This window comes from Massilia pseudoviolaceinigra, from assembly GCF_030846505.1.
GTDB lineage: Bacteria > Pseudomonadota > Gammaproteobacteria > Burkholderiales > Burkholderiaceae_D > Telluria_A > Telluria_A violaceinigra.
This window is the reverse complement of the sequence record NZ_JAVCWL010000012.1, coordinates 165,812-191,394: the sequence shown is the minus strand read 5'-3', so window position 1 is coordinate 191,394 and position 25,583 is coordinate 165,812. Positions and strand designations below refer to the sequence as shown.

Below are 25,583 nucleotides of genomic sequence, written 5' to 3'. Positions count from 1 at the left end.
AAAGTTCGAGCCGGAACAGCAGCGCCAGCAAGCTGGCATTCGCTTCCAGCGCCGTCCGGTCCAGGCGCTGCTGGTCGATGAGCACATAGCGCTGGGATGGCTGGAACGCCGCCAGCTCGGCGGGCGCTTGCATGAGGAGTCCGGCCAGGTCCATGCTGGCGCTCCAGTGCGGCAAGCCGTTGTAGAATTGCGCTGCCTCAGACGCGTGCGGCGGCGGCCTTCTGGCGGCTCCACAGCACCCGCAGTCCCAGCAATACCGCGACGATGGCGCCGAAAATCAACGGCTCGGTGAAGTTGTTCTTGCCGGCTTTCATCCACCAGAAATGCAGGATCGCCAGCGGCGCGATCAGGTAGATGAGCCGGTGCAGCCACTGCCAGCGCTTGCCGCCGAGGCGCTTGATCATGCCGTTGGTGCTGGTCACGGCCAGCGGAATGAGCAGCACGAAGGCGATGAAGCCGACCGTGATGAAGGGCCGCTTGATGACGTCCCGGAACATTTCCGCCAGATCGAAAAAATGGTCGAACCAGAGGAAGGTGAGGAAATGCAGGCAGCCGTAGAAAAAGGTGAACAGCCCCGCCATGCGGCGCAGCCTGACCAGCCAGTTCCAGCCCGTCAGGCGCCGCAGCGGCGTGAGCGCCAGGGTGATGCACAGCATGTACAGCACCCAGTCGCCGGTGCCGCGGGTAATGAATTCGAGCGGCTCGACCAGCTGCCCGCTGACTGTCAGGTACACCATGCGCGCCAGCGGCACCAGCGCCAGCGCGAACAGCGCGGCCTTGATGGCAAACAGTTGCCTTGAACCAGGATTGAAGGCCATCGTGCTTAAAAATTCTTCTTCAGATCGAGTCCGCTGTACAGGGACGCCACGTCGCCATAGCCGTTAAACATGAGCGTCTTGCGCTTTTTCTGGAAGAAGCCGTCTTCGCCGATGCGGCGCTCGCTGGCCTGCGACCAGCGCGGGTGGTCTACCTCGGGATTGACGTTGGAATAAAAGCCGTACTCGGACGGCGCCGACACATTCCACGCGGTGCGCGGCTGGTCCTTGACGAAGCGGATCTTGACGATCGACTTGGCCGACTTGAAGCCGTACTTCCAGGGCACCACCAGGCGCACCGGGGCGCCGTTCTGGTTCGGCAAGGTCTGCCCGTACATGCCCAGGGTCAGCAAGGTCAGCGGATGATTGGCTTCATCGATGCGCAAGCCCTCCACGTACGGCCAGTTGAGCACGCGGCTGCTCACGCCCGGCATCTGCGCCTTGTCGGCCAGGGTGACGAATTCGACGTATTTGGCGTTGCCGGTCGGCTCGACTTTCTTGATCAGCTCGGAGAGCGAATAGCCGACCCACGGAATCACCATCGACCAGCCTTCCACGCAGCGCAGCCGGTAGATGCGCTCTTCCAGCGGCGCCAGCTTGAGCAGCGCATCGAGGTCGAGCGTCATCGGCTTTTTGACTTCGCCTTCGATCGTCACCGTCCAGGGGCGCGTCTTGAGCGTATGCGCATTCTGGGCCGGATCGGACTTGTCGAGGCCGAATTCGTAGAAGTTGTTGTAGGTCGACGCATCCTTGAACGGGGTCTGCTTGTCGAGCGCGGCGTAGGCGGGATTGAGCTTGCCGACCAGCTTTTGCGCCGGCGCGCCGGCCGCGAACGCTTCGCGGTTGGCCATTTCCCACAAGGCACCGCCGGCGACGGCGCCGGCCGCCATCCGGGCGATGAAACGGCGGCGCGATTGGTAGACCGCCTGCGGCGTGATTTCGGATGAAAACGGCAGGTCGATACCGTTGGGGCTACGTTTGATCAGCATGGGCGTCTTTCGGCAAATCAGATGGTTTCAGCTAGGGATGACCTACCTTACACCATCTTGCCGTTTTCAGCCCATCACACTTTAGCAATTAAAGTTTGCCATAAGAATGCAAGCCGGACAGGAACATATTCACGCCCAGGAAGGCGAAGGTCGTCACCAGCAGGCCGATCAGGGCCCACCAGGCCGCCACGCGGCCGCGCAGGCCGGTCATGAGGCGCATGTGCAGCCAGGCCGCATAATTGAGCCAGACGATCAGGGCCCAGGTTTCCTTCGGATCCCAGGACCAGTAGCCGCCCCAGGCTTCGGCCGCCCACAGGGCGCCCAGGATGGTGGCGACCGTGAAGAAGGCGAAACCGACCGAGATCGCCTTGTACATGATGTCGTCCAGCACTTCGAGGGCCGGCAGGCGGTCCGCCAGATAGCCATGCGACTTGATCAGGTAAGCCGAACCGACCATGGCCGCCAGCGCAAACGTGCCGTAGCCGATGAAGTTGGCGGGCACATGGATTTTCATCCACCAGCTCTGCAGGGCCGGCACCAGCGGCTGGATGTCGGCGGCATCGCGCGAACCCGCGTACCACAGCAGGAAGCCGACCGCGGCACCGATGATCAGCATCACGAAGGCGCCCAGCTGGCGCGTGGCGTAATGTTGTTCGTAGTACAGGTAGAACATGGCCGTGATCATCGAAAACAGGATGAACACTTCATACAGGTTCGATACCGGAATATGGCCGACGTCGGCGCCGATCAGGTACGACTCGTACCAGCGCACCATCATGCCGGTCCAGCCCAGTACCACGGCGGCCCAGCACAGCTTGGAGCCGACCGAGGAACCGTAGTTCGAACGGCTGAGCAGCCCGACCCAGTAGAACACGGTGGAAAACAGGAATAGCGCGCTCATCCACAAGATCGCGGACTGGCTCGACAGCATGTATTTCAGGAAGAAATTCTTGTTCGCTGCCTCGAGGTTGCCGCCGTACAAGCCGATGGCCGCGAAGGCCAGCAAGGCCACCACGGGAATGAGCCAGCGCACCGGTTTCCAGTGCCAGCCGAGGGCGGCAAAGGTGGGCGCGGTCAGCACCAGGATCACCTTTTCATAGATATCCATATAGGCGCCGTAGCGGTTCAGCGCGAACAGGGCCGCGCCCATCAGCACGGCGGCGAAGGCCCAGTCGAACAGGTCGAGACGCTTGAAATAGCCGGGGGCCTGACGGTAGGTCTGCGCTTGCGATGCTTGTGCTGCTTGTGCTGCTTGGGATGCTTCCATCTTGTTCTCCAGTACTGCTGACACTGTTGGTACAGCTTACGCCAACTGCGGCAGCTTGGCTTTCAGATCGTTAAATTCATGCTCGAAATCAAGCGTCTTGCGTTGCGTGCTCATGGCCATCAGCGCGTGCGCCGGGCCGCCATCGTCGCCGTCGCGCACCCAGATCCACAGGCGCCGCTCGCGGATGTAGAACATGGCGAACACGCCCAGCACCAGGAACACGCAGCCGAGATAGACCACGGCCTTGCCCGGCGAGCGCGTCACCTGCAGCACCGACGCCTTGACCTCGACGAATTCGTCGAGCTGCAGATACACCGGGGCGCCGTAGAAGAAGCTGTCGGAAAGGGCATTGGTGGCCAATTGCAGGAAGCGCGCATGGGTGTCGTCGCCGGTCATCTGCGGCAGGCCATCCTTGTCGCGCGCGGCCTGCCACAATTCCCACAGGGTGCCGTTGAGAATCTTCATGAAGATATCGGCGGCCTTTTCCTGCTCGGCGGCGGGAATTTTTTCCAGGAAGCGCGACACCGCCACGTAACCGCCCTGCTTGCCGTCGCCGGCGAAGATGGACAGGCTCTTCGAGGACGAATCCTGCAGCTGGCGCGCCAAGGTGGCCGCCGGGGTGTTGCTGGTGGCCGGCATCGCGCGGCGCGCATAGCGTTCGGCGGCCAGCTCGCGCAGGGCCGGATCGGCCAGGGCTGCGCGCAGGCGCATCCATTCCTTGACCGTGTGCGCTTCGTCGGACGGAATGCGCAGGTAGCTGAACGGATCGTTGGGCGAGGCGCGCACGCCCGCCAGGAACACTTCGGCGCCGTCGACCGTCACCGGCTGCATGTAGTTCTGGTATTCGCGCGCCTGGCCGGTCTTGTCGCGCAGCTTGTACTGCACGCTCGGGCCGACATTCTTCAAGTCCTTGTTATTGGCGTTCTTGCCGGCCGAACCCGAAAACTTCGAGAGCGTCGCCGCGAACTCCTCGTTCAGGCTCTGGCCCTTGGTGACCGCGCGCACATCCTGGTTGCCGGCCGTGTTTTCGACGTTGAACGGGCGGAAACCGCTCCACTCGACCGTGTATTGCTCGCCGCCGCGCGCCAGCGGCGTGGACGTGTTCACTTCGCCATCCATGGCGAAGGAAGCCTTGTCGGTGCCGCTCATCGGGTAGGCCAGCATCTTGAGCTTGCTGCCGCCATCTTCGAAGCTCGACTGGTACACCGCCACGCCCTTGTAGATCAGCGGTTCGTTGACCTTGATCGTGGCCGGGAAGGTCTTGCCGGTTTCATGGTCGCGGATCACGACTTCGCTGGCGAACAGCTTGGGCATGCCGGTCGAATAAAAATCGATGATGAAGCGCTTGAGCTCGATCGTGAACGGCAGCGGCTGCAGCAGCGAGCCGTCCGGGCGCGGAATGATGGCGATATCGCTCGACTGGCCCTCGGGAATGAGGGTATTGCCGCGGTAGGTCGGATTGCTCAGGCTCAGGCGGTTCTCGGCGGGAATCTGGGAAATCAGGCCGCCGCCCACGAAGGGCTTCTTGCCCAGGAACCATTCCTGGAACTGGATAGGAATGTCCGAATCGAGCATGCCGCCGACCAGGATGATGATGATCGAGCTGTGCGCGAAGATATAGCCGAACTTGTTGGCCGCGCCCTTCCTGGCCGCGACCAGGGTGCCGTTCTCCTTTTCCACGATCTTGGCCGCGTAGCCGGCGTCGACCAGGCGCGCGGCGCTCTGGCGGGCAAGCTCGGCGCGCGAGAGCGGCGCGCTCCACTCGGCCTTGTGGTGGAAGTTGCGCAGCGACGTTTCGCGCACGTTTTCGCGCCAGCTGCGCATGTCCTTGATCATTTTTGGCGCATTGCGCACGATGCACAGCGAGGTCGAGATGATCAGGAACACCAGGATCAGCAGGAACCACCAGGCCGAATACACCGCATACAGGCCGAGCTTGTTGAACACATCGAACCAGAACGGACCGAACTGGTTGACGTAATTGGGCATGGGCTGGTTTTGCGTCAGGACCGTGCCGATCATCGAGGCAATCGCGATGATGGTGAGCATGCTGATGGCAAAGCGCATCGACGAGACCAGCTCGACTGCCTCGTCCAGGATGGGGCGGCGCGTGTTCAGAACTATTCCGGTGGTGCTCATTCTCTACAGATCCCTATGTGCAGGCACGACATAACCCGCGAGGATACCAACAAAAAGGGCAGCCCGCTTGCGCGCCGCCGCCCTCTGATTTCTTTGGCAGGCCCGCGCCTGGCGGCGCGCTGCCGGTACCGCTTACTTCAAGCCGGCGATGTAATCGGCGACGGCTTCCATTTCCTTGGTCGACATGCGCTGCGCCAGGGTCGTCATCTGGACGCTGTTTTCGCGCTTGCCTTCTTTGAAAGCTTGCAACTGCGAGACCGTGTAGGTCTGGTGCTGGCCAGCCAGGCGCGGGAATTGCGCAGGGATGCCGTTACCGTTGGCGCCGTGACAGCTGGCGCAGGCGGCCACGCCGGTGGCAGGAATGCCGCCGCGATAGATTTGCTTGCCCAGCAGGACAGTGTCCTTGTTCTTGGCAGCGCCCGGTTTTGGTTTCTGGACCGCGAGGTAAGCCGCGATGTTTTTCTTTTCATCTTCCGACAGCATCTTGGCGTACATGGTCATCACGGCCTGCTTGCGCTTGGGCGTGGTGAAATCGATCAGTTGCTTGTGGGTATAAGCGTCGAACTGGGCAGCCAGCTTGGGATTGTCGGCGATGGTCGAATTGCCGGCCGCGCCGTGGCAGGAGACGCAGGCGGGCAAGCCGCGCGCGGCATCGCCGTTGTCGTACAGGGTCGCGCCTTTGGCGGCGTCGGCCTTGGCTGGGGCGGGTGCATGCTCGGCAGCGGACACGAGGCCCGATACGGCAAAGGTAGCCACCAGCAAGGATTTCACAAACGCCGCTCCGGCGGCCGGTAAAAACGCACGATTCATTCAAACACCCTGAGACAAGTCGAAAATTGGTTTTGTTGAGAAATTCCGGATCAAACCTGCGCCGGAAATTCGGTTCTAATGTAGTGCAAACGATCTTGTGTGCGCGCCATGGCTTTTGCGTGACAACAATTCGTAACCCCTTATTGTACAATAGCTTTCTCGCGTTATCGCCCCTCTTGTTGCATTTTCTGCCCATCCCATGTCCAAACTCTGGCAAGCCCGTTTCTTCACGACCGTCAACCAACTGCGCGATCTGCCCAACACGCAGGCACCGGAAATCGCCTTCGCCGGGCGTTCCAACGCAGGGAAGTCGACCGCCATTAACATTCTGACAAATCAGAAAGGTCTCGCGTTCGCATCCAAAACGCCGGGCCGCACCCAGCACATTAATTATTTTTCGATCGGTGGCGCGCACGTCGGCCAACACCGCAAGGATGCCACCATCGTCGAGGAAATCGAGGCGCTGCTGGTCGACTTGCCCGGCTACGGCTACGCCGAAGTGTCCGGTTCGGCCAAGCTGCACTGGCAAAAGCTGCTGGGCGACTACGTCCAGCGCCGCGACCAGCTCGCCGCACTGGTACTGATCATGGATTCGCGCCGTCCGTTCACCGAACTGGACGTGCAGATGCTCGAATGGTTCGCCCCGACCGGCAAACCGATCCACTGCATCCTGACCAAAGCCGACAAGCTCAACCGCAATGAATCGACGAATGCCCTGCGCCAGGCGCGCATGATGCTCGAAAGCTATGTCGACGAAGATGGCGAAGGCTTCCCGTTCACGGTGCAGCTGTTCTCGGCGCTCAAGCGCGTCGGCATCGAGGAAGCCAACGACAAGATCATCGACCTGCTGGGCCTCACGCCCATCGAGACCGATCCCGACACGCCGCTGGTCGATCCGGTCGACAGCGACGAATGACGCGTTTGTTCACCTGATTTTTTGTTCACTCGGAAAATAACGATGTCCACCATCCCAGTGCAGTTCCCCGCCACGCGCATGCGCCGCATGCGGCGCGACCCGTTTTCACGCGCCATGGTGCGCGAAAACACGATCACTTCGTCCGACCTGATCTATCCGGTCTTCATCGTCGATGGCGTCAACCAGCGCCAGCCGATCTCGGCGATGCCGGGCATCGAGCGTCTCTCGGTCGACCTGCTGCTGCAGGTGGCCGAGGAATGCGTCAGCCTCGGCATTCCGGTGCTGGCCCTGTTTCCATCGATCGATGCATCCCTGAAAACCGCCGACGGGATCGAAGCGATCAATCCGGACGGCCTGATTCCGCGCGCCGTGCGGGCCCTGAAGGCGCGCTTTCCGGAACTGGGCGTGCTGACCGACATCGCGCTCGACCCGTACACCAGCCACGGCCAGGATGGCTTGATCGACGACAACGGTTACGTGCTCAACGATGAAACCACGGCCATGCTGATCCGCCAGGCCCTGTGCCACGCCGATGCCGGGGTGGACGTGGTGGCGCCGTCGGACATGATGGATGGGCGCATCGGCGCGCTGCGCCAGGCGCTCGAAGAACAGGGTTACATCCACACCCGCATCATGGCGTATTCGGCCAAGTACGCGTCGGCCTTCTACGGCCCGTTCCGCGAAGCGGTCAGCTCGGCGGCCTCGCTCGGCAAGAGCGACAAGTTCACCTACCAGATGGACCCGGCCAACGGCAACGAAGCGCTGCGCGAAGTGGCGCTCGACATCGCCGAGGGCGCCGACATGGTCATGGTCAAGCCGGGCATGCCGTATCTGGACATCGTGCGCCGCGTGAAGGAAGAGTTTCGCGTGCCGACCTTTGCCTACCAGGTCAGCGGCGAGTACGCGATGATCAAGGCAGCCGTGCAGAACGGCTGGCTGGACCATGACAAGGTGATGATGGAAGCGATGATGGCGTTCAAGCGCGCCGGCGCCGATGGCGTGCTGACGTATTTCGCGCTCGATATTGCGCGTTTGCTCAAGGCGCGCGCGTAGCGATCGCATCGAACTGCGCCGGATTCACGGCGGAGCAAACGGAAAGGGGCGCCGCGGCGCCCCTTTTTCATGCGGCCTTAGCGGCCGCGCCGCGTTTCCGGGAACATTTCCTTGTACAGGAAGTCACTCAGCTCCGCCGTATCTTCCACCCGCGCGCTCATCTTGACCACGCGCTGCAGACGGTGCGAATCCCACTCGAAATCGCCGGTTTTTTCCTTGCGGATAATCTCGATCATCTTCTTGATCACGGCCGTCTCGATATCCTTCTCGTTGCCCAGCTCGACCGTGACTTCCTGCAGCCAGCGCCGCTTGAAGCTCGGGTTCCAGCCGCGGAACTTGACGGTGGCGCTCATCGAATTTTTCTTCACCTCGAACACGCCGCCCGTGTCGTTGCGGTCATCGCCCTGGCTGCGGCCATTGGCGGCCGCGATATTCGCCTTGGCGATGCGCATGCCGCGCTCGGCCGCGCTTTCCTCGGCCGGCTCGCTCTCGGTCTGCCCGCGCGCGCGGCGCCGCGCTTCGATGGCGGCCGCCATGTCGGTCTCGGGCGCGACTGCGGTCGGGCGCACCGGCTTGGGCGGCTCGGGAACATCGACTTCCTTGGCCGGCTTTTCATTGGGGATGGTAATCGTGTTCGGCAAGCGCCGCACCTTGGCCACGGTCGGCTTGTCGGGCCGGGCCTGGGTGGTCGGCTTGGGCGTGACTTTCGGCTGCTCCCTGGGCTGGGGCTTGGACTGCGGCAGCGGCATGACGTACACCATATCCGCGCCCGACGGCGGCGGCGGCGCCTTTTTCTCGTCCTGGGGCTTGAACACCCACAGCAGCACCAGCAGCACGTGCAATAGCACCGTGACGGCGATCCCTACCGAATTGAAGCGCTTGATCTCGTAACTGGGCACCGCGTAACCGGGCAAGGGCTGACCGCAATGCTCGCAGTAGCCGGTGTTTTCGGTCGAATGGTGGGAATGGTCACGCAAAATAGAACAGCTTTCCAGGGTACGGCGTCAACGAAAATGCGGCACAGGTGCCGAAGTCTATACGTTTTGTGGTTTTTGCGCACTGGCAAGCTCACCTCGTGCAGCTTACAAGATGAGTGTCTTGATGGTTGTTACTATATGTATCAATGCTGCAACAATCGGGGCAGCGGAAGGCCCTCAGGTGGTGGCGCGTTCGGCGGCCACCAGCACCCGTGGACGCGGCGGGCGCCGCGCGTTGGCGCGCTCTTCCAGCAGGCCGAACAGTTCGCGCACGCAGCGTTCGGCGTCGAGCACGTGGCGCGAGTGCATCCGGGGCCTTGGCAGGGCGTGGGTATAGTAATGGGGGCCTTCGACCAGGTAGCCGAGCGCCCACAGGTTGCCGACCGGGCGCGCCGCGCTGTCGAGCGGATGGTTGGCCTGGTCGATGTCGACCCCGCCCGGGTGGAAGGTGCCGTTGTAAAAGGGCCGGATGGTGCCGCGCTTGAGCAGGTTGCGGATCAGCGCACTTTCGTCGGTTTCGGGCGAGAAGACGTCGAGCCGGGCCACGATCAGCGCATCGACGTGCTGGATCGCCGCGCCGGAGGCGAAGCGCGTGTGCAGGGCGAACTGGGAAAGGTCTTCGTCGATGCGGATGGCCGCGTTGGGGCCGGCCGCCACGCTCAGCACGCCGGCTTCGATCAGCGCCAGCAATTGCTCGTTGCGATGGCTGGGCGGGCCGAAGGTGACGCGGTTGATGGCCGGGTTATAGACACTGAGGAACTTGCGGTGCGAGGAGGCGGTCAGGCCGCCATGCTCGATCATGTCCTGCAGCACGGTGCGGGCGTCGCGCAGCACGTCGGCCGCGGCCTTGATCGGGCTGCCCTGGTTGCCGCGCCGCGCTTCCGACAGGTCGTCGGCGATCATGCAGGTGAAAAAGGTCGAAAAATCGTCGGCGTTGGCAAAACTGCGTCCTTGCAGGGGAAACAGCATGGCCTCGAGCGCGGCGCGCTCCTCGGCGCCAAGCTCGTACGCCGTCCCCTCGGGCACGGGGCGCCCCAGCGCGCTGCGCCAGGCGCAGCCCATTTCCTGCATCAGGAGAGGCAGCAGTTCGCGGTCGAAGTCAAGCTGGGGGCTGCCGCGCTCGCGCTGGGCTTGCTGGCGCAGGCTGCGCACCGCGTCGCGCGTGAAAAAGCGTGCCTGGTGGCGTCCGTTCAAGCCTTTCTGGTTGACGCCGCGCGCCGCCGCCGGCAGGCATTTGCGCGAAAACAGCATCAGCGCCGGCTCGCGTCCCGAGCGCACGTAGCGCAGGCCGCTGCCGGCCGGCTCGAAGCGCCCGCCCCGGCCCACCGTCAGCTGCGAGACCACATCGTGCGCCGTCAGGCCCAGCCCTTCGATGGCGACCCGGGCGTCGCTGGCGATGCCGACCAGCTTGTCGAGCGGATACACGTGGCGGATGAAGGCCAGCTTGCCGTTGTAGCGCGCGTGGTCCTGGGCGAACTTGTGGCACCAGGCTTCCTCGTCGGTCAGGTTATTGCGGCTGTGCCCGGTGGTCAGGAAGACAAAATCGCTGCTGACCGAAAAGCCGCTGTCGAGTTCCACCATGAAGCTGCCGTCCGGCATCTGGAACATGTCGATGGCGCGGTGCCGCAGGTGGGTCAGCGTCACCGTCGGCGGCAGGGCTGCGCGGATGGTGTCGCAGGCCCAGATCAGGTAGCGCCCCAGCAGCTGGCGCGGCAGGTAGTCGGACTCGGTGATGGCGGCGCCGCCCTCTTCCCCGGGCGCTACCTGCACGAACTGCTCGCCGAAGCGGCGGTAGCCTTCGTCGCGCGCCCATTCGGTCAGCGAGGGGGTGGCGCAGACCGGGGCCAGTTCGACCGCCTCGCGGAAGGGGAAGATGGTGACCTGGCTGGCCACGGTATTGATCAGCAGATGCTGCGGCTGGTTCGGCGAGTGCACCCCGGGCCCGCACTCGCCCGGCTCGATCAGATTCACTTGCAGCGGCGTGTTGTGCGCGCGCGCAAACGCGGCGATGCGTTCGAGAATGGACAGCCCGCGCGGGCCCATGCCGATGAGGGTGACGCTGTAACGTTTCATGGTGACCGCCTGTCAATGAAAAAATGCAGGTTCCATAGTGGCAGGCGGTCGAAAGATCGTGTTGTTTCCAGTCAATTAAATCCTGACCGGAAATATCAATGCGCCTTTTCCAGGGTGGCCAGCTGGGCATCGGTCATCGGCCCGCTGCCGCTGTACTTGTCGAGGAACAAATAGATCACGGGGGTGATGTAGAGCGTGATGACTTGCGAAAACAGCAAGCCACCGACCACGGCCAGTCCGAGCGGCTGGCGCAGTTCGGCGCCGGCGCCCAGGCCGAGCGCGATCGGCAGCGCGCCCATCAGCGCGGCCAGGGTGGTCATCAGGATCGGGCGCAGGCGCAGGATGCAGGCTTCGCGGATCGCCTCGGCCGGACTCAAGCCCTCGTTGCGCTGGGCGTGCAGGGCAAAATCGATCATCATGATGGCGTTTTTCTTCACGATCCCGATCAGCATCAGGATCCCGATGATGGCGATCATGGTCAGGTCCAGCCCGAAGATGCGCAAGGTCAGCAGCGCGCCGACGGCGGCCGAGGGCAAGCCGGCCAGGATGGTCAGCGGGTGGATGAAGCTTTCGTACAGTACGCCCAGCAGCACGTAGATGACGCCGAGCGCGGCCACGATCAGGATGATCTGGCTCGACTGCGAATCCTGGAACACGGCCGCATCGCCGCCGTACTTGGTGATGACCGAGGCCGGCAGTTTCATGTCCACGCCCATCTTGTCGATCTTGCCAGTGGCCACGCCCAGCGGCACGTCGGCGCCCAGGTTGAACGACAGGGTGATCGCCTGCAGCTGGCCCTGGTGGTTGACCGAGGTCGGCCCCACGGTGCGCTCGACCGTCGCAAAGCTCGACAACTGCACCAGCTGGCCGCCCTTGCTGCGCACCGAGACGCGCCCCACGGCGTCTTCCGACTGGCGGTCGGCCAGTTCGGCTTCCAGGATCACGTTGTAGCTGGCGGCGGCCGAATAGATGGTCGAGACCTGGCGCTCGCCGAAGGCCGCGTACAGGGCGGTGCGCACGTCGGCGATCTGCACGCCCATGGCGTTGGCCTTGTCGCGGTCGATCTTCAGGGTCGCTTGCAGGCCGCGGTTCTGCGAATCGCTGGTGACGTCGCGGAAGGCCGGATCGGCGCGCATGCGCTCCAGGTATTTATTGGCCCAGTCGCCCAGCGCGTCGGAACTGACGCTTTGCAAGGTGTACTGGTAGCGGCTCTTGCTGGGCCGTCCGCCCAGCTGCAGGTTCTGGATCGGCGAGAGGAACACCGCCACGCCGGCTACCTGGCGCGTCGCTTTGCGCAGCCGCTCGACCACCTGCGGCATCTTCACGCGCTGGTCGCGCGGTTTGAGGGCAATGAAGCCGCGCCCGGTGTTGCCGCCGCTGGTAAACGACGTCACATCCTGCACGCTCGGGTCGGCCCGGATGATGGCCACCACTTTCTCTTGCAGCACCAGCATGGCGTCGGTCGAGGTATCCTCGGCCGCTTCGATGCTCATGCGCAGCTGGCCCAGGTCTTCCTCGGGGAAAAAGCCCTTGGGAATGGTGGTGTACAGGATGATGGTCAGCACAAAGGTGCCGACGGCGACCGCCAGCACGATGAAGCGGTGCGCCAGCGCCAGGTCGAGCGAGCGCGCGTAACCATCGCGCACGCGCGCGAAACCGGCTTCGAAGTGGCGTCCGATGAAACTCTTCTCGCCGCCCTCTTGCTCCGAATGGGCCGGCAGCAGGCGGCTGGCCAGCATCGGCACCAGCGTCAACGACACCAGCGCCGACACCAGCACCGACAGCCCGACCACCACCGCGAATTCGTGGAACAGCAGGCCGATCACGCCCGGCATGAAGAAGATCGGGATGAACACGGCCACCAGCGAAATCGAAATCGAGACGATGGTAAAGCCCATTTCGCGTGACCCGACCAGGGCGGCCTCGACGGGCTTCTTGCCCATTTCGATGTGGCGTACGATATTTTCCAGCACCACGATGGCGTCATCGACCACCAGGCCGACGGCCAGGGTGATGCCGAGCAGGGACACGTTGTCGAGGCTGTAGCCGAAGGCGTACAGCAGCGACAAGGCGCCCAGCAGGGAAATCGGCATGGTGACGGCCGGAATGAAGGTGGCGGCGGCGCGGTGCAGGAACAGGAAGATCACCAGCACCACCAGCGCCACGGTGCCGGCCAGAGTCAGGTTGACGTCGTGGATGGCTTCGCGGATCGACACCGAACGGTCGTTGACGAGGCTGATCTTGATGGAGCTTGGCAACTGGGCCTGGAAGCGCGGCAGCAGCTGGCGCACCGCGTCGACCACCTGCACCGTGTTGGCGTTGGGCTGGCGCTGCACCAGCAGGACGATCGAGCGCTCGCCGTTGTAGCTGCCGGCCGCTTTCACGGACTGGTAGCTGTCTTCGACCGAGGCCACGTCTTTCAGGCGCACCGGTTCGCCGTTGCGGGTGGCCACGATCAGGTCGGAAAACGCGGCCGCGTTCATCAGCTGGGCATTGCCCTGGATGGTCATGGTCTGGCTCGGGCCGTCGAGCACGCCGAGCGGCGCGTTCGAGTTGGCGGCGCGCAGCGCCAGCGCCAGCTCGTCCATCGACAGGTTGCGCGCGTTCATCAGGTCGGCCTTGGCGCGCACCCGCACCGCGAAGCGCTTCTGGCCGTTGACCGTCACCTGGGCCACGCCGGGCAGGGTCGACAGGCTGGGGGCGACCAGGTTTTCGGCGTAGTCGTTCAGCTCCGACAGGTTCATCGAGGGCGAGGTCATGGCCATGAACAGCACCGGCGCGTCGGCCGGGTTGACCTTGCGGTAGGACGGCAACTCCGTCATCTCTTGCGGCAACTGGCGTTGGGCGCCGAGCAGCGCGGCCTGGACGTCGATGGCGGCCACGTTGACATCGATGCTGGGGTCGAATTCGAGCGTCAGCGAAGTCTGGCCCTGGGTGCTGGTGGAGGTGATGAGGTTGATCCCGGCGATGGTCGAAAACTGCTTTTCGAGCGGCAGCGCGACCGACGAGGCCATGGTTTCCGGGCTGGCGCCGGACAGGTTGGCCTGGACATTGATGACCGGGGTGTTATAGCTGGGCAGCGCGGCGACCGGAATGGCCATGTACGACAGCACGCCCACCAGGATCATGCTCAGCGACAGCAGCACCACCATGACGGGGCGCCGGATGCACAGTTCGGACAGATTCATTGTGCCGCCACCGCGCTCTTGCCGGCGCGTGCCGGATTGGCAGCCTCGGCCAGCTTGACCTTGCCTCCCGGCCGCAGGTTCTGCTTGCCCTCGGTGATGACTTTTTCATCGCCGTTCAAGCCCGAGACGGCCGCGTTCACGCCGAACGCGTGCAGGCGCGTCACCGGCACCTGTTTCGCGCTTTGATCGGCATCGACCACGTACACGAAGGTGCCGCGGCTGTTGCTGATGATGGCCGCCTGAGGGATCACCACCGCGTTCCTGATGGTCTGCACCGTCACGCGCGCGGTGACGTACTGGCCCGGCCACAGGCTGGTGGCCTTGTTGTCGAACAGGGCCTTGACCTTGATCGAGCCGGCCAGCGGATCGACCGTATTGTCGATGAAGCTGAGCTTGCCGGTGGCCGGCTTGCCGCCCGCCGTGCCGAGCGCCTCGACCGTGACCGCACCGCTCTTTTGCGCGGCCAGCAGCTCGCCCAGCGCCGCTTCCGGCACGCTGAAGGCGATGTTGATGGGGTCGAGCTGGGTGATGGTGGTCAGCGAGGTCGACAACTGCACCAGGCTGCCCGGGAACACGTTGATGGCCCCGACCCGGCCCGCCATCGGCGCGCGGATGGCGCTGTAGCTGGCGTTGACCTGCTCGGCCTGGAGCGCGGCCTGGCCGGCGCCGACCAGCGCGCGCGCCGAGTCCATCTGGCTCTTGAGGGTATCGACGGCGCTGCGGGCGATGAATTTTTGCGCGAACAATTCCTCGCTGCGCTTGTACTGGCGTTCCAGGTCGGCGAAGGTGGCGGCGTCGCGCGCCATCTGGGCGCGCGCCTTGTCGATATTGGCGCGCTCGCTGCGGTCGTCGAGCGAGAACATCAATTCGCCGGCCTTGACGAACTGGCCTTCCTTGATATGCACCTTGCGGATCGTGCTGGTCGTTTGCGGATGCAGGTCGACCGTGCTGACCGGAGTCACGCTGGCATTGGCCTGCAGCACCACCGGCACATCCTGGCGCTGCGGCGCCACCACGTTGACGATGGCCGGCGGCTGGGCGCCGCCCTTGCCGTTCTTATCGCCCGCGGCAGGGGTCCCGGCCTGCTGCTCGCCCGGAGCGGCGTTCTGCTCGCCCCTGCCCAGATACCATGCGCCGGCGCCGATGAGGACGGCGAGGCCGACGATGATAACGATGCTCTTCTTTTTCATGCGTGTCCCTGGTCGCCACTGCGGGCGGCTTATGATCGGTTCAGTTCAATGGTAAGCGATGACGGTGCTGGCGGGCGCAGCTATTTGCCGGCATAGTACTCCGGCAGGACCAGGGTGACCTCCAGGCCGCCCTCCGGATGGTTGACCAGCGCGATGCTGCCACCGTGCTGCTCGGCGATATTGCGGGCGATCGTCAGGCCCAGCCCGGTGCCACCGGATTCGCGCGAGCGCGACGTTTCGACGCGGTAGAACGGCTCGAACACGCGCGCCAGTTCGCCCGGGGCGATGCCGGGGCCATTGTCGCGCACGCGGATGCGCGCCGCGCCAGCGCCCGCCTCCACCGTGACGAAGGCGCGCTGGCCGTACTTGACGGCGTTGTCGATCAGGTTGACCAGGCAGCGCCGCAGCGCCATCGGGCGCCCCAGCAGGGCCATGCCGGCGTGGCCGTGCACCGCCACCTGCTGGCCGGCGTCGGTGGCGTCGCAAGTGACGCTGTCGAGCAGCGAATCGAGGTCGAGCGCCTGCATCGCTTCGGTGGTGTCGGTGCTGCGCGCCAGGTCGAGCCCTTCGCGCACCATTTCCTGCATGGCCGACAAATCGCCCACGAGGCGGTCGCGCAGCTCGCCGTCGCCGACTTTTTCGAGGCGCAGGCGCATCCGGGTCAAGGGCGTTTGCAGGTCGTGGGTGATGGCCGCCAGCATCTGGGTACGCTGGAAAATGTATTGGCGGATGCGCGCCTGCATGGCGTTGAATGCCGCGCTGGCCTGGCGGATCTCGCTCGCGCCCGACAGCTGCAAGGGCGGGTGGTTGATATCGTTGCCCAGGTCCTTGGCGGCCTGCGCCAGCTGCTTGAGCGGGCGCGTGGTCATGCGCGCGACCAGATAGGCGAGAAAAGCAATGCTGACCAAAAACATTCCGATGATCATGCGGTAATCGGTTTCGTGCGCGATGACCGAGGGTGGCGGTGGCAGCACCAAGAGGCGCAGCAGTTCGCCATCGCGCAGGCGCACGTTGATGCTCTCGCACACGCCCTTCCATTGCGACTCGGTCGGCCCGAACATGCTGTTCTGGATGCGCGGCACGTCGCAGGCGGCGGGCCGGGCCGCGATGGTGGCCAGCTTGTAATGCGGCCCCATGCGCACCGCCAGCGCCGCCGTAAACGGTGATGGCGCCGGCTTGACCGGCAGCTCGTCGCTGATGACGACCAGCTGGATGCCGGGCCGGTTGGCCGCCCTCAGATAAGCCAGGCGGGCCGAGGCGGGGACGGTTTCGGTGGCGGTGATCAGTTGTTCGGCGCGGTCCATGGCGTGCTGGTCGCGGAAGGCTTCGATGACGCGCTGGCGTTCGTTTTCGGCCAGCAGCTGGGTCAGCACGGCCGTGATAACGACGCCGAGCAGCAGCGTGAGGAACACGCGCCCGGTCATCGAACCGAAGAAGGCCTTCACGTGCCGGGCTCCACCGTCACCTGGCCGGCCAGCACGTAGCCGCCGTTGCGCACTGTCTTGATGATCTGCGGCAGGCGCGCATCTTCGCCGAGCTTCTGGCGCAGGCGGCTGATCTGGATGTCGATCGAGCGGTCAAAAGGATCGGCGTCGCGGCCCTGGGTCAGGTTGAGCAGCTGGTCGCGGTTGAGCACGCGGTTGGGATGCTCGAGGAACACGCGCAGCAGGCGAAATTCGGCCCCGGAAAGCATGATGACGATGCCCTCGGGGTTGAGCAGGTGGCGCGCGGTCAGGTCCAGGGTCCAGCCGGCAAAGCGCATCTGCTGGGCATTGTCGGACGGGGCGTTGGACGGCATGGCGTGGCTGCGGCGCAGCACGCTGCGAATGCGCGCCAGCAGCTCGCGCGGCTCGAACGGCTTGGGCAGGTAATCGTCGGCGCCCATTTCCAGGCCCAGGATGCGGTCGAGCGGCTCGTTGCGGGCGGTGAGCATGATGACCGGCAGGGTCGAGGTGGCGCGCAGCTTGCGGCACAGAGTCAGGCCGTCGTCGCCGGGCAGGTTCAGGTCGAGCACGATCAGGTCGGGACGCGCTTCGTCGAGCGTCTTCCACATGGCCGTGCCGTCGGCCGCGGCCAGGGCGCGGTAGCCGTTCGATTCGAGGTAATCGGCCAGCAGCGAACGGATGTCGCGGTCGTCGTCAACGATGAGAATGGTAGAAGGAGTATCCATGTCCGCAATTATCCCCACTTAGCGTGGGCCCGGATAGCGGTTTTGTATCGTCATGTATATTGCCATGGCGCCGATACATATTGATACAAACTCTTTGGCAGCGGACACGGCTTGGAAACATGCCGGGAACATGATGCAGTTGCACCCCGCACCATTCATCCAAAAGGAAACGCCATGAACGTACTCAATACCGTCCGCAAAAGCCTCGTGATCAGTCTTGCCGTGCTGGGCATGGGCGGCGCCGCCGTTGCCGTACACGCACAGGAGAGCGTCAACCCGAAAGCGACCAGCGTGGAAGCCCATCGCGGTCACCACGGCGGCCACGGCAACCGGGCCGCGCACATGGCCGCACGCCAGGCGCGCCTGCACGACCAGCTCAAGCTCACTGCGGCACAGGAACCGGCCTGGGCCGCCTTTACCGCCGCCAGCAAACCGGGCCAGCGCCCCGCTCGTGGCGAACGCGGCCAGTGGGCCAGCCTGACGGCGCCGGAGCGCATGGAAAAGCAGCTGGAGATCGCCAAGCAGCATGTCGCGGCCATGGAAACCCGGCTGGCCGCCTTGAACACTTTCTATTCGACACTAACGCCGGAACAAAAGAAGGTTTTTGACGAGCAAAGCATGCGGCGTGGTCATCACGGCAAGCACCAACGCCAGGCCTGAGCGGCGTTTTATTCCGGCCATTCCCTGCGCGGGACGAGGCCGGCGTCCTCCGCGCCACCCCGGCGCGGAGGCGTTTTATCCGCTGCAGCGTTGTACTTACACCTCACTTGTTGTGCGCCGCGCCAAATAAAGTAGTGCGGGCATTCCTGCAAAGTGTAACGTGGTGTATCCTCGAGAAAATCTATCCGCGCGGCAATTCCAAACCATTTTCCGGCTGCGGTATCAAACCATATTCCGGGGGCAGCATGAGCACGATGGTGTACGACAAGACCGACAAGGGTCGAGAGGAAATTTCCACACGCAAAAATCAACTGTCGTCGCGCCTGCGCACGATCCTGGTGATGATCGACGGGCGCCATTCGCTCGAGGATTTGCTGCGCAATTTCGCCGGCATTGGCGTGACTGCGGACAGCGTCAAGGAATTACTGCAAGAAGGCTACATTTTCCTCGCCAGCGGTGAAGAGCCGGCGGCGCCGGCGGCGCCCAAGTTGCCGGCATCGGCGCGGGCGCGTCAGGTGGCGCGGCGCGTGGCTGGGGCCGAGGGCGCCCACCACGACGACCTGCACGACGACGGGGCAGCGCCGCTGCCTGCGGTCGCCAGCGCCGACGCGCCATCCGCGCCGGCGCTGGCCGAGAGCCAGCTCGATGACGCCACGCGCTTTCGCCATCTGTACGACTTCTACAACCAGACCATCAAGAGCACGATCGGGCTGCGCGGCATCATGCTGCAGCTGAAGGTGGAAAAGTGCAATAACGTCGACGACTTCCGTGCGCTGCGCCTGCAGTACCTGGAAGCGGTGCTCAAGGCCAAGGGCAGCGAAATGGCGCGCAGCCTGCGCGGCCGCCTAGACGAGCTGCTGGGCGGCAAGCCCACGCACGACGACTTCACCCTTCCGGACAATTAAGTTCCCGCGGCCCGCAGCGGCCGCATGCATTCCCCGACGCGGGCGCCGCGATGGCATTGCGTGCCCGCTCAACGGCTCAGGCCGCCTCAGGCGCGTGCAATCGCTGGAACAGTGCGATCTTCTCCTCCGTGACGAGTTCGCCGAACTGCACTTTGCCGACGGCTATATCGTGGTAAGCGCCGACCAGGCCGATCTCGCCCCGCTGCAGGCATCCACGCAGGTAGTCGCTGCTGTTGACGATTTCAGCGAGTGAATTCTCGACGTTCTGAAGCGCGACCTTCTCGAGCACCGACTTTTCGCCAGCGGCGATATCGTGCGCCGAACATTGGCACTGCCGGATGGCCAGCTCGATCTTGCCGGTGATCGCGCCGATGCTGTGCGCCTGTTCGCCCTTCATCGCCAGGCCGATCGCGCCGCAGTTGGAGTGCCCTTTCACGACAATCAGTTTGGCGCCGAGCTTGGACGCGATTTCCAGGCTGCCGATAATCTCGCGGCTGATGATGTTGCCGGCGATGCGAATGGTCAGCAGATCGCCCAGGCCGGCGTCAAAAATCAGTTCCGGGGATGTCCGCGAGTCGATGCAGTTGACCACCACGGCCATGGGGTGCTGGCTGGCGGCGGTGGCGCCGACCTGATGGTGGTAGTACTTTTCGGTACAGCGTCCCTCGAAAAACCGCTGATTCCCATCGCGCAGCAATTGCAGCACTTCTTCAGGGCGCAGCCTTTTCTGGGTTTCCTTATCCAGCACGGTGACGAACTGGATCGGATCGCTCAGGCTGTACTTCTCGCGCAGGCCGATCACGTTCAGCTGAACGTTACGTTCGGCCGCCACCACATCGCGGAAGTCCTGGATGGTTTCCAGTACATCGTGGTCGATGAAGTCCGCATTGCTTGCGTCGATCAGCACCTTCGAGCCGTTGGGCGTCTCCCACAGCGCGGTTTTGATGGTGGCCTTGTTCAGGAACGACACCTGGTTCGGCAAGACCATTTTGATGACTTCGCCGATGTGCAGACGGTACTGCTCAAGCGAGTAGGGATTGCGGAAATTGCTGCCCGCGAGATAAAACATACTGGTCGCAAGGCCGATCAGCACGCCCATCAGCAGGTCGGTGAACACGATAGCGACCACCGTGATGGCAAACGGCAGGAATTGCGACCAGCCTTTTTGGTACATGTCACGAAACAGCGACACTTTTGCCAGCTTGTATCCGGTCATGATGAGGATCGCCGCCAGGGCCGACAAGGGAATCAGATTGAGTACCGGACTTAAAACCAGGACGCTGGCGAGCATGAAAAAACCATGCAGGATGGCGGAGGCCTTGGTCTTGTTGCCGGTCTGGATATTGACCGAGCTGCGCACGATAACCGACGTCACCGGAAGGGCGCCGAACAGCCCTGCGAAAATATTGCCCACGCCTTGCGCGAGCAGTTCGCGATTCGGCGGCGTTTCCCGTTTATGGGGATCGAGTTTGTCCACCGCCTCGATGTTGAGCAGGGTTTCCAAGGAAGCGACGATCGCAATGGTGATGCCGACCACCCACACATCGCCGTTGGTGAAATGGGCGAAGGTGGGCAGGTGCAGATAGGCGCCCAGGTTACTGGTGTCGATAGGCGGCAGGTGCACCAGATGGTCCTTGCCGATCGCCAGCCAGGGCATGGAGTTCGTGAACACCAGATTGAGTAATACGCCCAGCACGACCACGAACAGCGAGGCGGGCAGCAACTTGAGATTCTTCAGCGGTGTTTTATCCCAGCAATACAGAACCAGCACCGACAGCACGGCAATGACAACCGCGCCCGGAGTGAGCACATCGAAGGCGCGGATAATATCCGAGAACGTATTTTCTCCGTTCGGCTGGATAAAAGAGAAACCGTCATCGCTCTGTTTATCATAGCCGATCGCATGCGGAATCTGCTTGAGTATCAGGAGAATACCGATGGCCGCGAGCAGGCCTTTGATTACATTGGAGGGTATATAGTTCGCGATAAAGCCGGCACGGAAAACACCCATCGCCAATTGCAGACATCCCGCGATCAGAACCGAGGTGAGCAGGAGCTCGAACGATCCCAGCTTGGTAATCGACGCCAATATCACGGCGGCGAGGCCGGCCGCCGGGCCGCTGACGCTGGTCTGCGATTTGCTGATTATTCCGACGACGATGCCTCCGATAATGCCGGCGATAATCCCGGAAATCAGCGGTGCGCCGGAAGCCAGGGCGACGCCCAGGCATAAAGGCAAGGCAACCAGAAAGACGACAATACTCGCGGGCAGATCGTGTTTGAGATTTTGAATATTCATGTGATAGCGTGATTACGAATGGTTATCAAGCAGACGCGCGCCGGCAAGCCGGCGCCAGTTGCCATGCCACAAGAAAAATTAATATATGCCTACAAATAAAACATATGCTCGAACATGATGCGTCCTAGCGGTTGGTCGGGAATTTTTCAACCGGCGAAATATAACACGTTCATTGAGGCCGAGGGATGCACAATAAACTATAGCTGCATTGAAAGAACCGTTTCAGGAAACCTATTTTTATGCGATATGAATATATTATCCACGGGCGCGTGATTAATAACGCCGGCATAAAAACCCGTGATAACTGATATATATAATTTTTATGGATGCGTATTTAACCCGAGGCGGGTGGCGCAAATCCCGGCAGACATATCGAAACGCGTTATATGGCTGTCATCCGGGCAACGCCGGGATTAAGCCTGGCGAGTGCGCTTGACGATGGCTTGAAGCCGTGGATTGCCACCTCAAGGCATGCGTCCCCATTCTTCGGGAAGTCGCTGACGCCGTGAACACGGCTGCGTATTCCGGGCCATTGCAAGCAGCGCATCCGGCCTGGCGTCACAGTGGATTGCGGTTCATTTTGACATGCGCATGGGCCACCAGCGGCGGCCTGGAGCCTATTCAAGCAGATAGGGCAAAGCGCATGGCGATGGGTGGCAAGAGCGCACAAGAAAGCGAGAAGGACCCATCACCCATGGGGCAACGAGCGTATCTGGCAGGCATGCGAGACAGGCCCCTCGACGGACGCCAGCAGCGACGCCTATCAACTCGCATAGGCTCCCTGCCCGCCCCCTTTCAAAGTGCATCCGGCGGCCGTACCCACTTCACAACAAGCTGCGCGTGGCGGTCAGGTCGAACGCTGGCGTGATACGTTGACGAGAGGCGAATTTGTGTGCGGCAAGCATCGATCTACTCGTCAGTTGGAGGCTATTGGCACCTATTTCGCATTAGATTATGCCGAACCGAAGCCGTTGGCATGGCCAAAGCTGGCCGATGCCGGACGCGCGCAGCGCCCGGTTTTGTGTGGGAATTGCCTGACTCACTACATTAGTTCAGCTTGTTCAGCGAGACCGTAAACTTATCCGCATTCTGATAGCCGATGACGCGGCTACCAGCAATTTCCTGACCGCTCTTGTCGAACAAGATGATCCCCGGCGGCCCGAACAGACCGAAGCGCTTGAGCATCGCCTTGTCGTCGGCATCGTTGGCGGTCACGTCGACCTGCAGCAAAAGCGTGCCGGCCAGTTGCTGCTTGACGCGCGCATCCACGAACGTCAGCTTTTCCATTTCCTTGCAAGAGACGCACCAGTCGGCATAAAAGTCGAGCATGGCGGTCTTGCCGGCGTTTTGCGCCAGCGCGGCGTCGAGCTGGGCCACGGTTTTGATGCGGGTGAAGGCCAGGCCATGCTGCTGGCCGCCAACGCCCAGGTGGACCAGCGGCGCGAGCGGATCGCGCCCGCCAGTGGCCACGCCGACCAGCTGGATCGCGCCCAGGATGGCGCAAACGACGCCCAGCGCGAGCCCGGTCCAGTGACGGACATGACGCAGCATGTAGACGCCGTAGCCGAGCAGGAGTGCGCTCCAGAGCAGCATCTGCAGCAGCGGCGGCAGCACGGGCGAGGTCAGCCACAGGGCCATGCCCAGCATGGTGACGCCGAAAAAGCGTTTGACGTGGTTCATCCAGGCGCCGGTGCGCGGCAACAGGGAACCGGCCGACAGGCCGACCAGCAGCAGCGGAATGCTCATGCCCATGGCCAGCGAAAACAGCGCGACGCCGCCGATGACGCCGTCGCGCGACTGGAAGATGAAGGTCAGCGCGCCGGCCAGCGGCGCGGCCACGCAGGGACCGACGATCAGGGCGGAAATGGCACCCATGACGAACACGCCGATGAGTTTACCGGCCGACTGGCGTCCGGAGGCGTCGACCAAGCGGTTTTGCAGGAAGGATGGCACTTGCAGTTCGTACACGCCAAACATGGACAGCGACAGGGCCACGATCATGATGCCCACGCCGATCAGGATCCACGGTTTTTGCAGCTCGGCGGCCAGGCCTTCGCCCATCAGGCCGGCGGCTACGCCGAGGGCGGTGTAGACCAGGGCCATGCCCAGCGAATAGGCCAGCGCCAGGATGAAGCCGCGCGTACGCGTGGTGCCGGCGCCCTCGCCCACGATGATCGATGCCAGGATGGGCACCATCGGCAGTACGCAGGGGGTGAAGGACAGGCCGAGGCCGAGGGCGATGAAGGTGGGGATGATCAGCCACAGCTTGCCGCCGCCGAGCAGCGCCGCGCCGTCGCCGCTGCTGGTGGCGGGCGTTGCGGCCGCGGGCTGGGCTGCGGGCGGGGCTTGCGCTGCCGACGTGGACGCCTTGGGCATGAAGTCGGCGTTGCCGGTATCCTGCTTCGGTTGGGCGACGGGAATGGATGCGGCCGGAATGGACATCGGCGGCTTGGACATGCCAGGCGCTGGCGACGAGCCGGCTGCGCCCACCAGGCGCGCCTCCGCATCCTGCGGCGCGTAGCACAGGCCGGCATCGGCGCAGCCCTGCGAGGTGGCCGTCAACGTGAACATGCCGGAGGACTGGACGGGAATCGTGATGGTGATGGTCTTGCGGTGGGTTTCGACTTCCTTCTGGAAGGTTTCGTCGAACTTGACCTTGCCGGGCGGGATGACCGGGGTGCCGAGGGTGGCGTTGGCGGCGGTGAACTTGAAGCGCTCGCGGTACATGTAGTAGCCGTCGGCGATCTGGTAGGTGACGGCGATGGTTTGCGGGTCGACCATGCGGGCCGAAAACTTGAAGGCCACCTCGGGGGCCAAGTAATCTTCTTCCGCGCGTGCGGGGTTGCCGAACAGGAAGGATAGGGCAAGCAGGAACAGCGCGAGGGCGTGAGCCGGCGCTTTCAACGAAAAGGCAAACATGACTTCCTTAGCGGGATGCGAAGCAGAATAGTACACCGGGGGAAGAGGTCTCGTCTGCGGAGGAGGCATACGATGGCCGGCGGATGCCCGAAAGGCCGGCCTGCGCGTTACCTATGCGAGAGCGGTCAGTTGCTCATGAATTAGGGAAAAGGTTCATTGATCTAACAGGCGCATACGTAGTTTCCATATGGAATTATTACGCTGCGCTAGACTGGGAGAATAAAATTTACCGCCAAGGCGATACTAAAGCTCTCAAAAGACCTTATAGTGATCAGGGCGGGCTCTGTGATTCTGCTATCTGGAACGATAATCTCGGCAAATATGGAATATTTATGATCCACGTAAAATTGGCTTGGCTAAGGTGGACGCCGGTAAAATGGGCGATCTTTTTTTCGTTGCCCGATATATTTGCAATTGTGTTTTTGAAAATTTCCTATTATTTCTTGTCTTCGGAAGAGGTAACTAGAGAAAGTATGCTTGGACGTTTAAATGATTTTGTCACGCTATGGTGGCGAAAAATTCACTTACCTCTTGGCCGGCTCCTGGAGCCTTTATATTTTCCTGCTATCGTTACTCATCCCTCGCAAATTAGTGAGGCATCGATTATTGCTTTTCAGCTATCGTGCGCTCTGCCATTCACGCTATTGGGCTTCTTGGTGGGGCTATTACTCATGAGATTCAAGCGTTAGCAGGGCAGCAGCCTGGGTATTGGCGGAACCACGCGGGACATTTTTGCTAGGGGTAACTGTGGTGAATGTGGCTGCCGCTCAATAACTTAAAAATTAGGTCTCTCTCACAAGCTTGAAATATTTTCAATGGACGAATTTTTGAAATCCGATCAATAGATGGAGAAATTTTGTTTGCACTTCCGGATCCCAGCGATTACAGGGGGCGCAATTTATTTACAGATGTAGAGCTTCAAAATGCCAACCTACAAAGAGCAAATTTAAAGGAAATGTTCTTCCAGGTTGGAAATTTTGACGAGTCGTCCTTTGATGGTTCGAAATTAATTGGTGTCGATTTTGAAGGTACCTCGCTCGTTGACGCCTCGTTCGTCAGAGCCGATCTGCGGAACGCGACGTTTTACTTGGTATCAGCACTATTCGCGACGTTCGCATACGCTCGCATGGAGAATTGAAAACTGCTCGGTGGGAATTTCACTGATGCAGACTTTTCATTCGCGAAATTGAACGTCAGCGTATTTGCCGGCGAT

Annotated in this window: 19 protein-coding genes; 6 read left to right on the top strand and 13 right to left on the bottom strand. The window is 62.5% G+C overall.

The genetic code is table 11. The features are described 5' to 3' along the window. Window positions 1-197: 197 nt before the first annotated feature. The 5 genes from msrQ to RBA40_RS14100 form a co-directional block, all read right to left on the bottom strand. Window positions 198-818: a protein-methionine-sulfoxide reductase heme-binding subunit MsrQ gene (gene msrQ / locus RBA40_RS14120; RefSeq protein ID WP_306648451.1), complete on the bottom strand. Its 621-nt coding sequence runs from the start codon at window positions 816-818 to the stop codon at window positions 198-200. A gap of 5 nt (window positions 819-823) precedes the next feature. Further along, complete coding sequence (msrP, locus tag RBA40_RS14115) at window positions 824-1,804, bottom strand: protein-methionine-sulfoxide reductase catalytic subunit MsrP (protein ID WP_306648450.1); 981 nt, start codon at window positions 1,802-1,804, stop codon at window positions 824-826. An 88-nt stretch (window positions 1,805-1,892) separates the two neighbouring features. Continuing rightward, a complete protein-coding gene (ccsB, locus tag RBA40_RS14110; RefSeq protein WP_306648449.1) occupies window positions 1,893-3,071 on the bottom strand; it encodes a c-type cytochrome biogenesis protein CcsB in 1,179 nt (392 codons plus the stop codon). Between the two features lie 36 nt (window positions 3,072-3,107). Then, window positions 3,108-5,210, bottom strand: a complete 2,103-nt coding sequence (locus RBA40_RS14105) for a cytochrome c biogenesis protein ResB (RefSeq protein WP_306648448.1) — start codon at window positions 5,208-5,210, stop codon at window positions 3,108-3,110. 132 nt (window positions 5,211-5,342) lie between these two features. Continuing rightward, complete coding sequence (locus tag RBA40_RS14100; protein WP_099873854.1) at window positions 5,343-6,020, bottom strand: c-type cytochrome; 678 nt, start codon at window positions 6,018-6,020, stop codon at window positions 5,343-5,345. 199 nt (window positions 6,021-6,219) lie between these two features. Here RBA40_RS14100 and yihA point away from each other — a divergent pair, with 199 nt between their 5' ends. Both yihA and hemB read left to right on the top strand, forming a co-directional pair. Beyond that, a complete protein-coding gene (gene yihA / locus RBA40_RS14095) occupies window positions 6,220-6,936 on the top strand; it encodes a ribosome biogenesis GTP-binding protein YihA/YsxC (RefSeq protein ID WP_306648447.1) in 717 nt (238 codons plus the stop codon). 42 nt (window positions 6,937-6,978) lie between these two features. Continuing rightward, window positions 6,979-7,989, top strand: coding sequence for a porphobilinogen synthase (hemB, locus tag RBA40_RS14090; protein WP_306648446.1), 1,011 nt, complete (start codon window positions 6,979-6,981; stop codon window positions 7,987-7,989). A gap of 77 nt (window positions 7,990-8,066) precedes the next feature. On the opposite strand, the gene RBA40_RS14085 is transcribed toward hemB, so the two are convergent. From RBA40_RS14085 to RBA40_RS14060, 6 genes are all read right to left on the bottom strand, one after another. Next, window positions 8,067-8,966, bottom strand: a complete 900-nt coding sequence (locus tag RBA40_RS14085; protein WP_306648445.1) for a hypothetical protein — start codon at window positions 8,964-8,966, stop codon at window positions 8,067-8,069. Window positions 8,967-9,143: 177 nt separating this feature from the next. After that, a complete protein-coding gene (locus RBA40_RS14080; RefSeq protein ID WP_306648444.1) occupies window positions 9,144-11,039 on the bottom strand; it encodes an FAD/NAD(P)-binding protein in 1,896 nt (631 codons plus the stop codon). 95 nt (window positions 11,040-11,134) lie between these two features. Beyond that, a complete protein-coding gene (locus tag RBA40_RS14075) occupies window positions 11,135-14,227 on the bottom strand; it encodes an efflux RND transporter permease subunit (protein ID WP_306648443.1) in 3,093 nt (1,030 codons plus the stop codon). Next, the gene (locus RBA40_RS14070; protein ID WP_306648442.1) at window positions 14,224-15,417 is read right to left on the bottom strand and encodes an efflux RND transporter periplasmic adaptor subunit; all 1,194 of its coding nucleotides are present in this window, start codon (window positions 15,415-15,417) and stop codon (window positions 14,224-14,226) included. Before RBA40_RS14070 ends, RBA40_RS14075 begins: the two co-directional genes overlap by 4 nt. An 80-nt stretch (window positions 15,418-15,497) precedes the next feature. After that, window positions 15,498-16,862, bottom strand: a complete 1,365-nt coding sequence (locus tag RBA40_RS14065) for an ATP-binding protein (RefSeq protein WP_306648441.1) — start codon at window positions 16,860-16,862, stop codon at window positions 15,498-15,500. Beyond that, window positions 16,859-17,587 (bottom strand): response regulator, encoded by a 729-nt coding sequence (locus RBA40_RS14060; protein WP_099873846.1) that lies wholly within the window; start codon window positions 17,585-17,587, stop codon window positions 16,859-16,861. Before RBA40_RS14060 ends, RBA40_RS14065 begins: the two co-directional genes overlap by 4 nt. Window positions 17,588-17,761: 174 nt before the next feature. Between RBA40_RS14060 and RBA40_RS14055 the strand changes: the two genes are divergently transcribed. Next, window positions 17,762-18,247 carry a Spy/CpxP family protein refolding chaperone gene (locus RBA40_RS14055; RefSeq protein WP_306648440.1) on the top strand — a complete coding sequence of 162 codons (486 nt, stop codon included), beginning with the start codon at window positions 17,762-17,764 and terminating at the stop codon, window positions 18,245-18,247. Between the two features lie 245 nt (window positions 18,248-18,492). Continuing rightward, window positions 18,493-19,152 (top strand): hypothetical protein, encoded by a 660-nt coding sequence (locus RBA40_RS14050; RefSeq protein WP_306648439.1) that lies wholly within the window; start codon window positions 18,493-18,495, stop codon window positions 19,150-19,152. 76 nt (window positions 19,153-19,228) lie between these two features. On the opposite strand, the gene RBA40_RS14045 is transcribed toward RBA40_RS14050, so the two are convergent. Then, the gene (locus RBA40_RS14045) at window positions 19,229-21,451 is read right to left on the bottom strand and encodes a bifunctional SulP family inorganic anion transporter/carbonic anhydrase (RefSeq protein ID WP_306648438.1); all 2,223 of its coding nucleotides are present in this window, start codon (window positions 21,449-21,451) and stop codon (window positions 19,229-19,231) included. 1,047 nt (window positions 21,452-22,498) lie between these two features. Continuing rightward, entirely contained in the window at window positions 22,499-24,370 is a 1,872-nt protein-coding gene (gene dsbD, locus RBA40_RS14040; protein WP_306648437.1) for a protein-disulfide reductase DsbD, read from the bottom strand. Between the two features lie 332 nt (window positions 24,371-24,702). On the opposite strand from dsbD, the gene RBA40_RS14035 reads away from it, so the two are divergent. Together RBA40_RS14035 and RBA40_RS14030 are read left to right on the top strand one after the other, a co-directional pair. After that, a complete protein-coding gene (locus RBA40_RS14035; protein WP_306648436.1) occupies window positions 24,703-25,059 on the top strand; it encodes a hypothetical protein in 357 nt (118 codons plus the stop codon). A gap of 167 nt (window positions 25,060-25,226) precedes the next feature. Then, a complete protein-coding gene (locus RBA40_RS14030; RefSeq protein WP_306648435.1) occupies window positions 25,227-25,508 on the top strand; it encodes a pentapeptide repeat-containing protein in 282 nt (93 codons plus the stop codon). Window positions 25,509-25,583 lie beyond the last annotated feature (75 nt).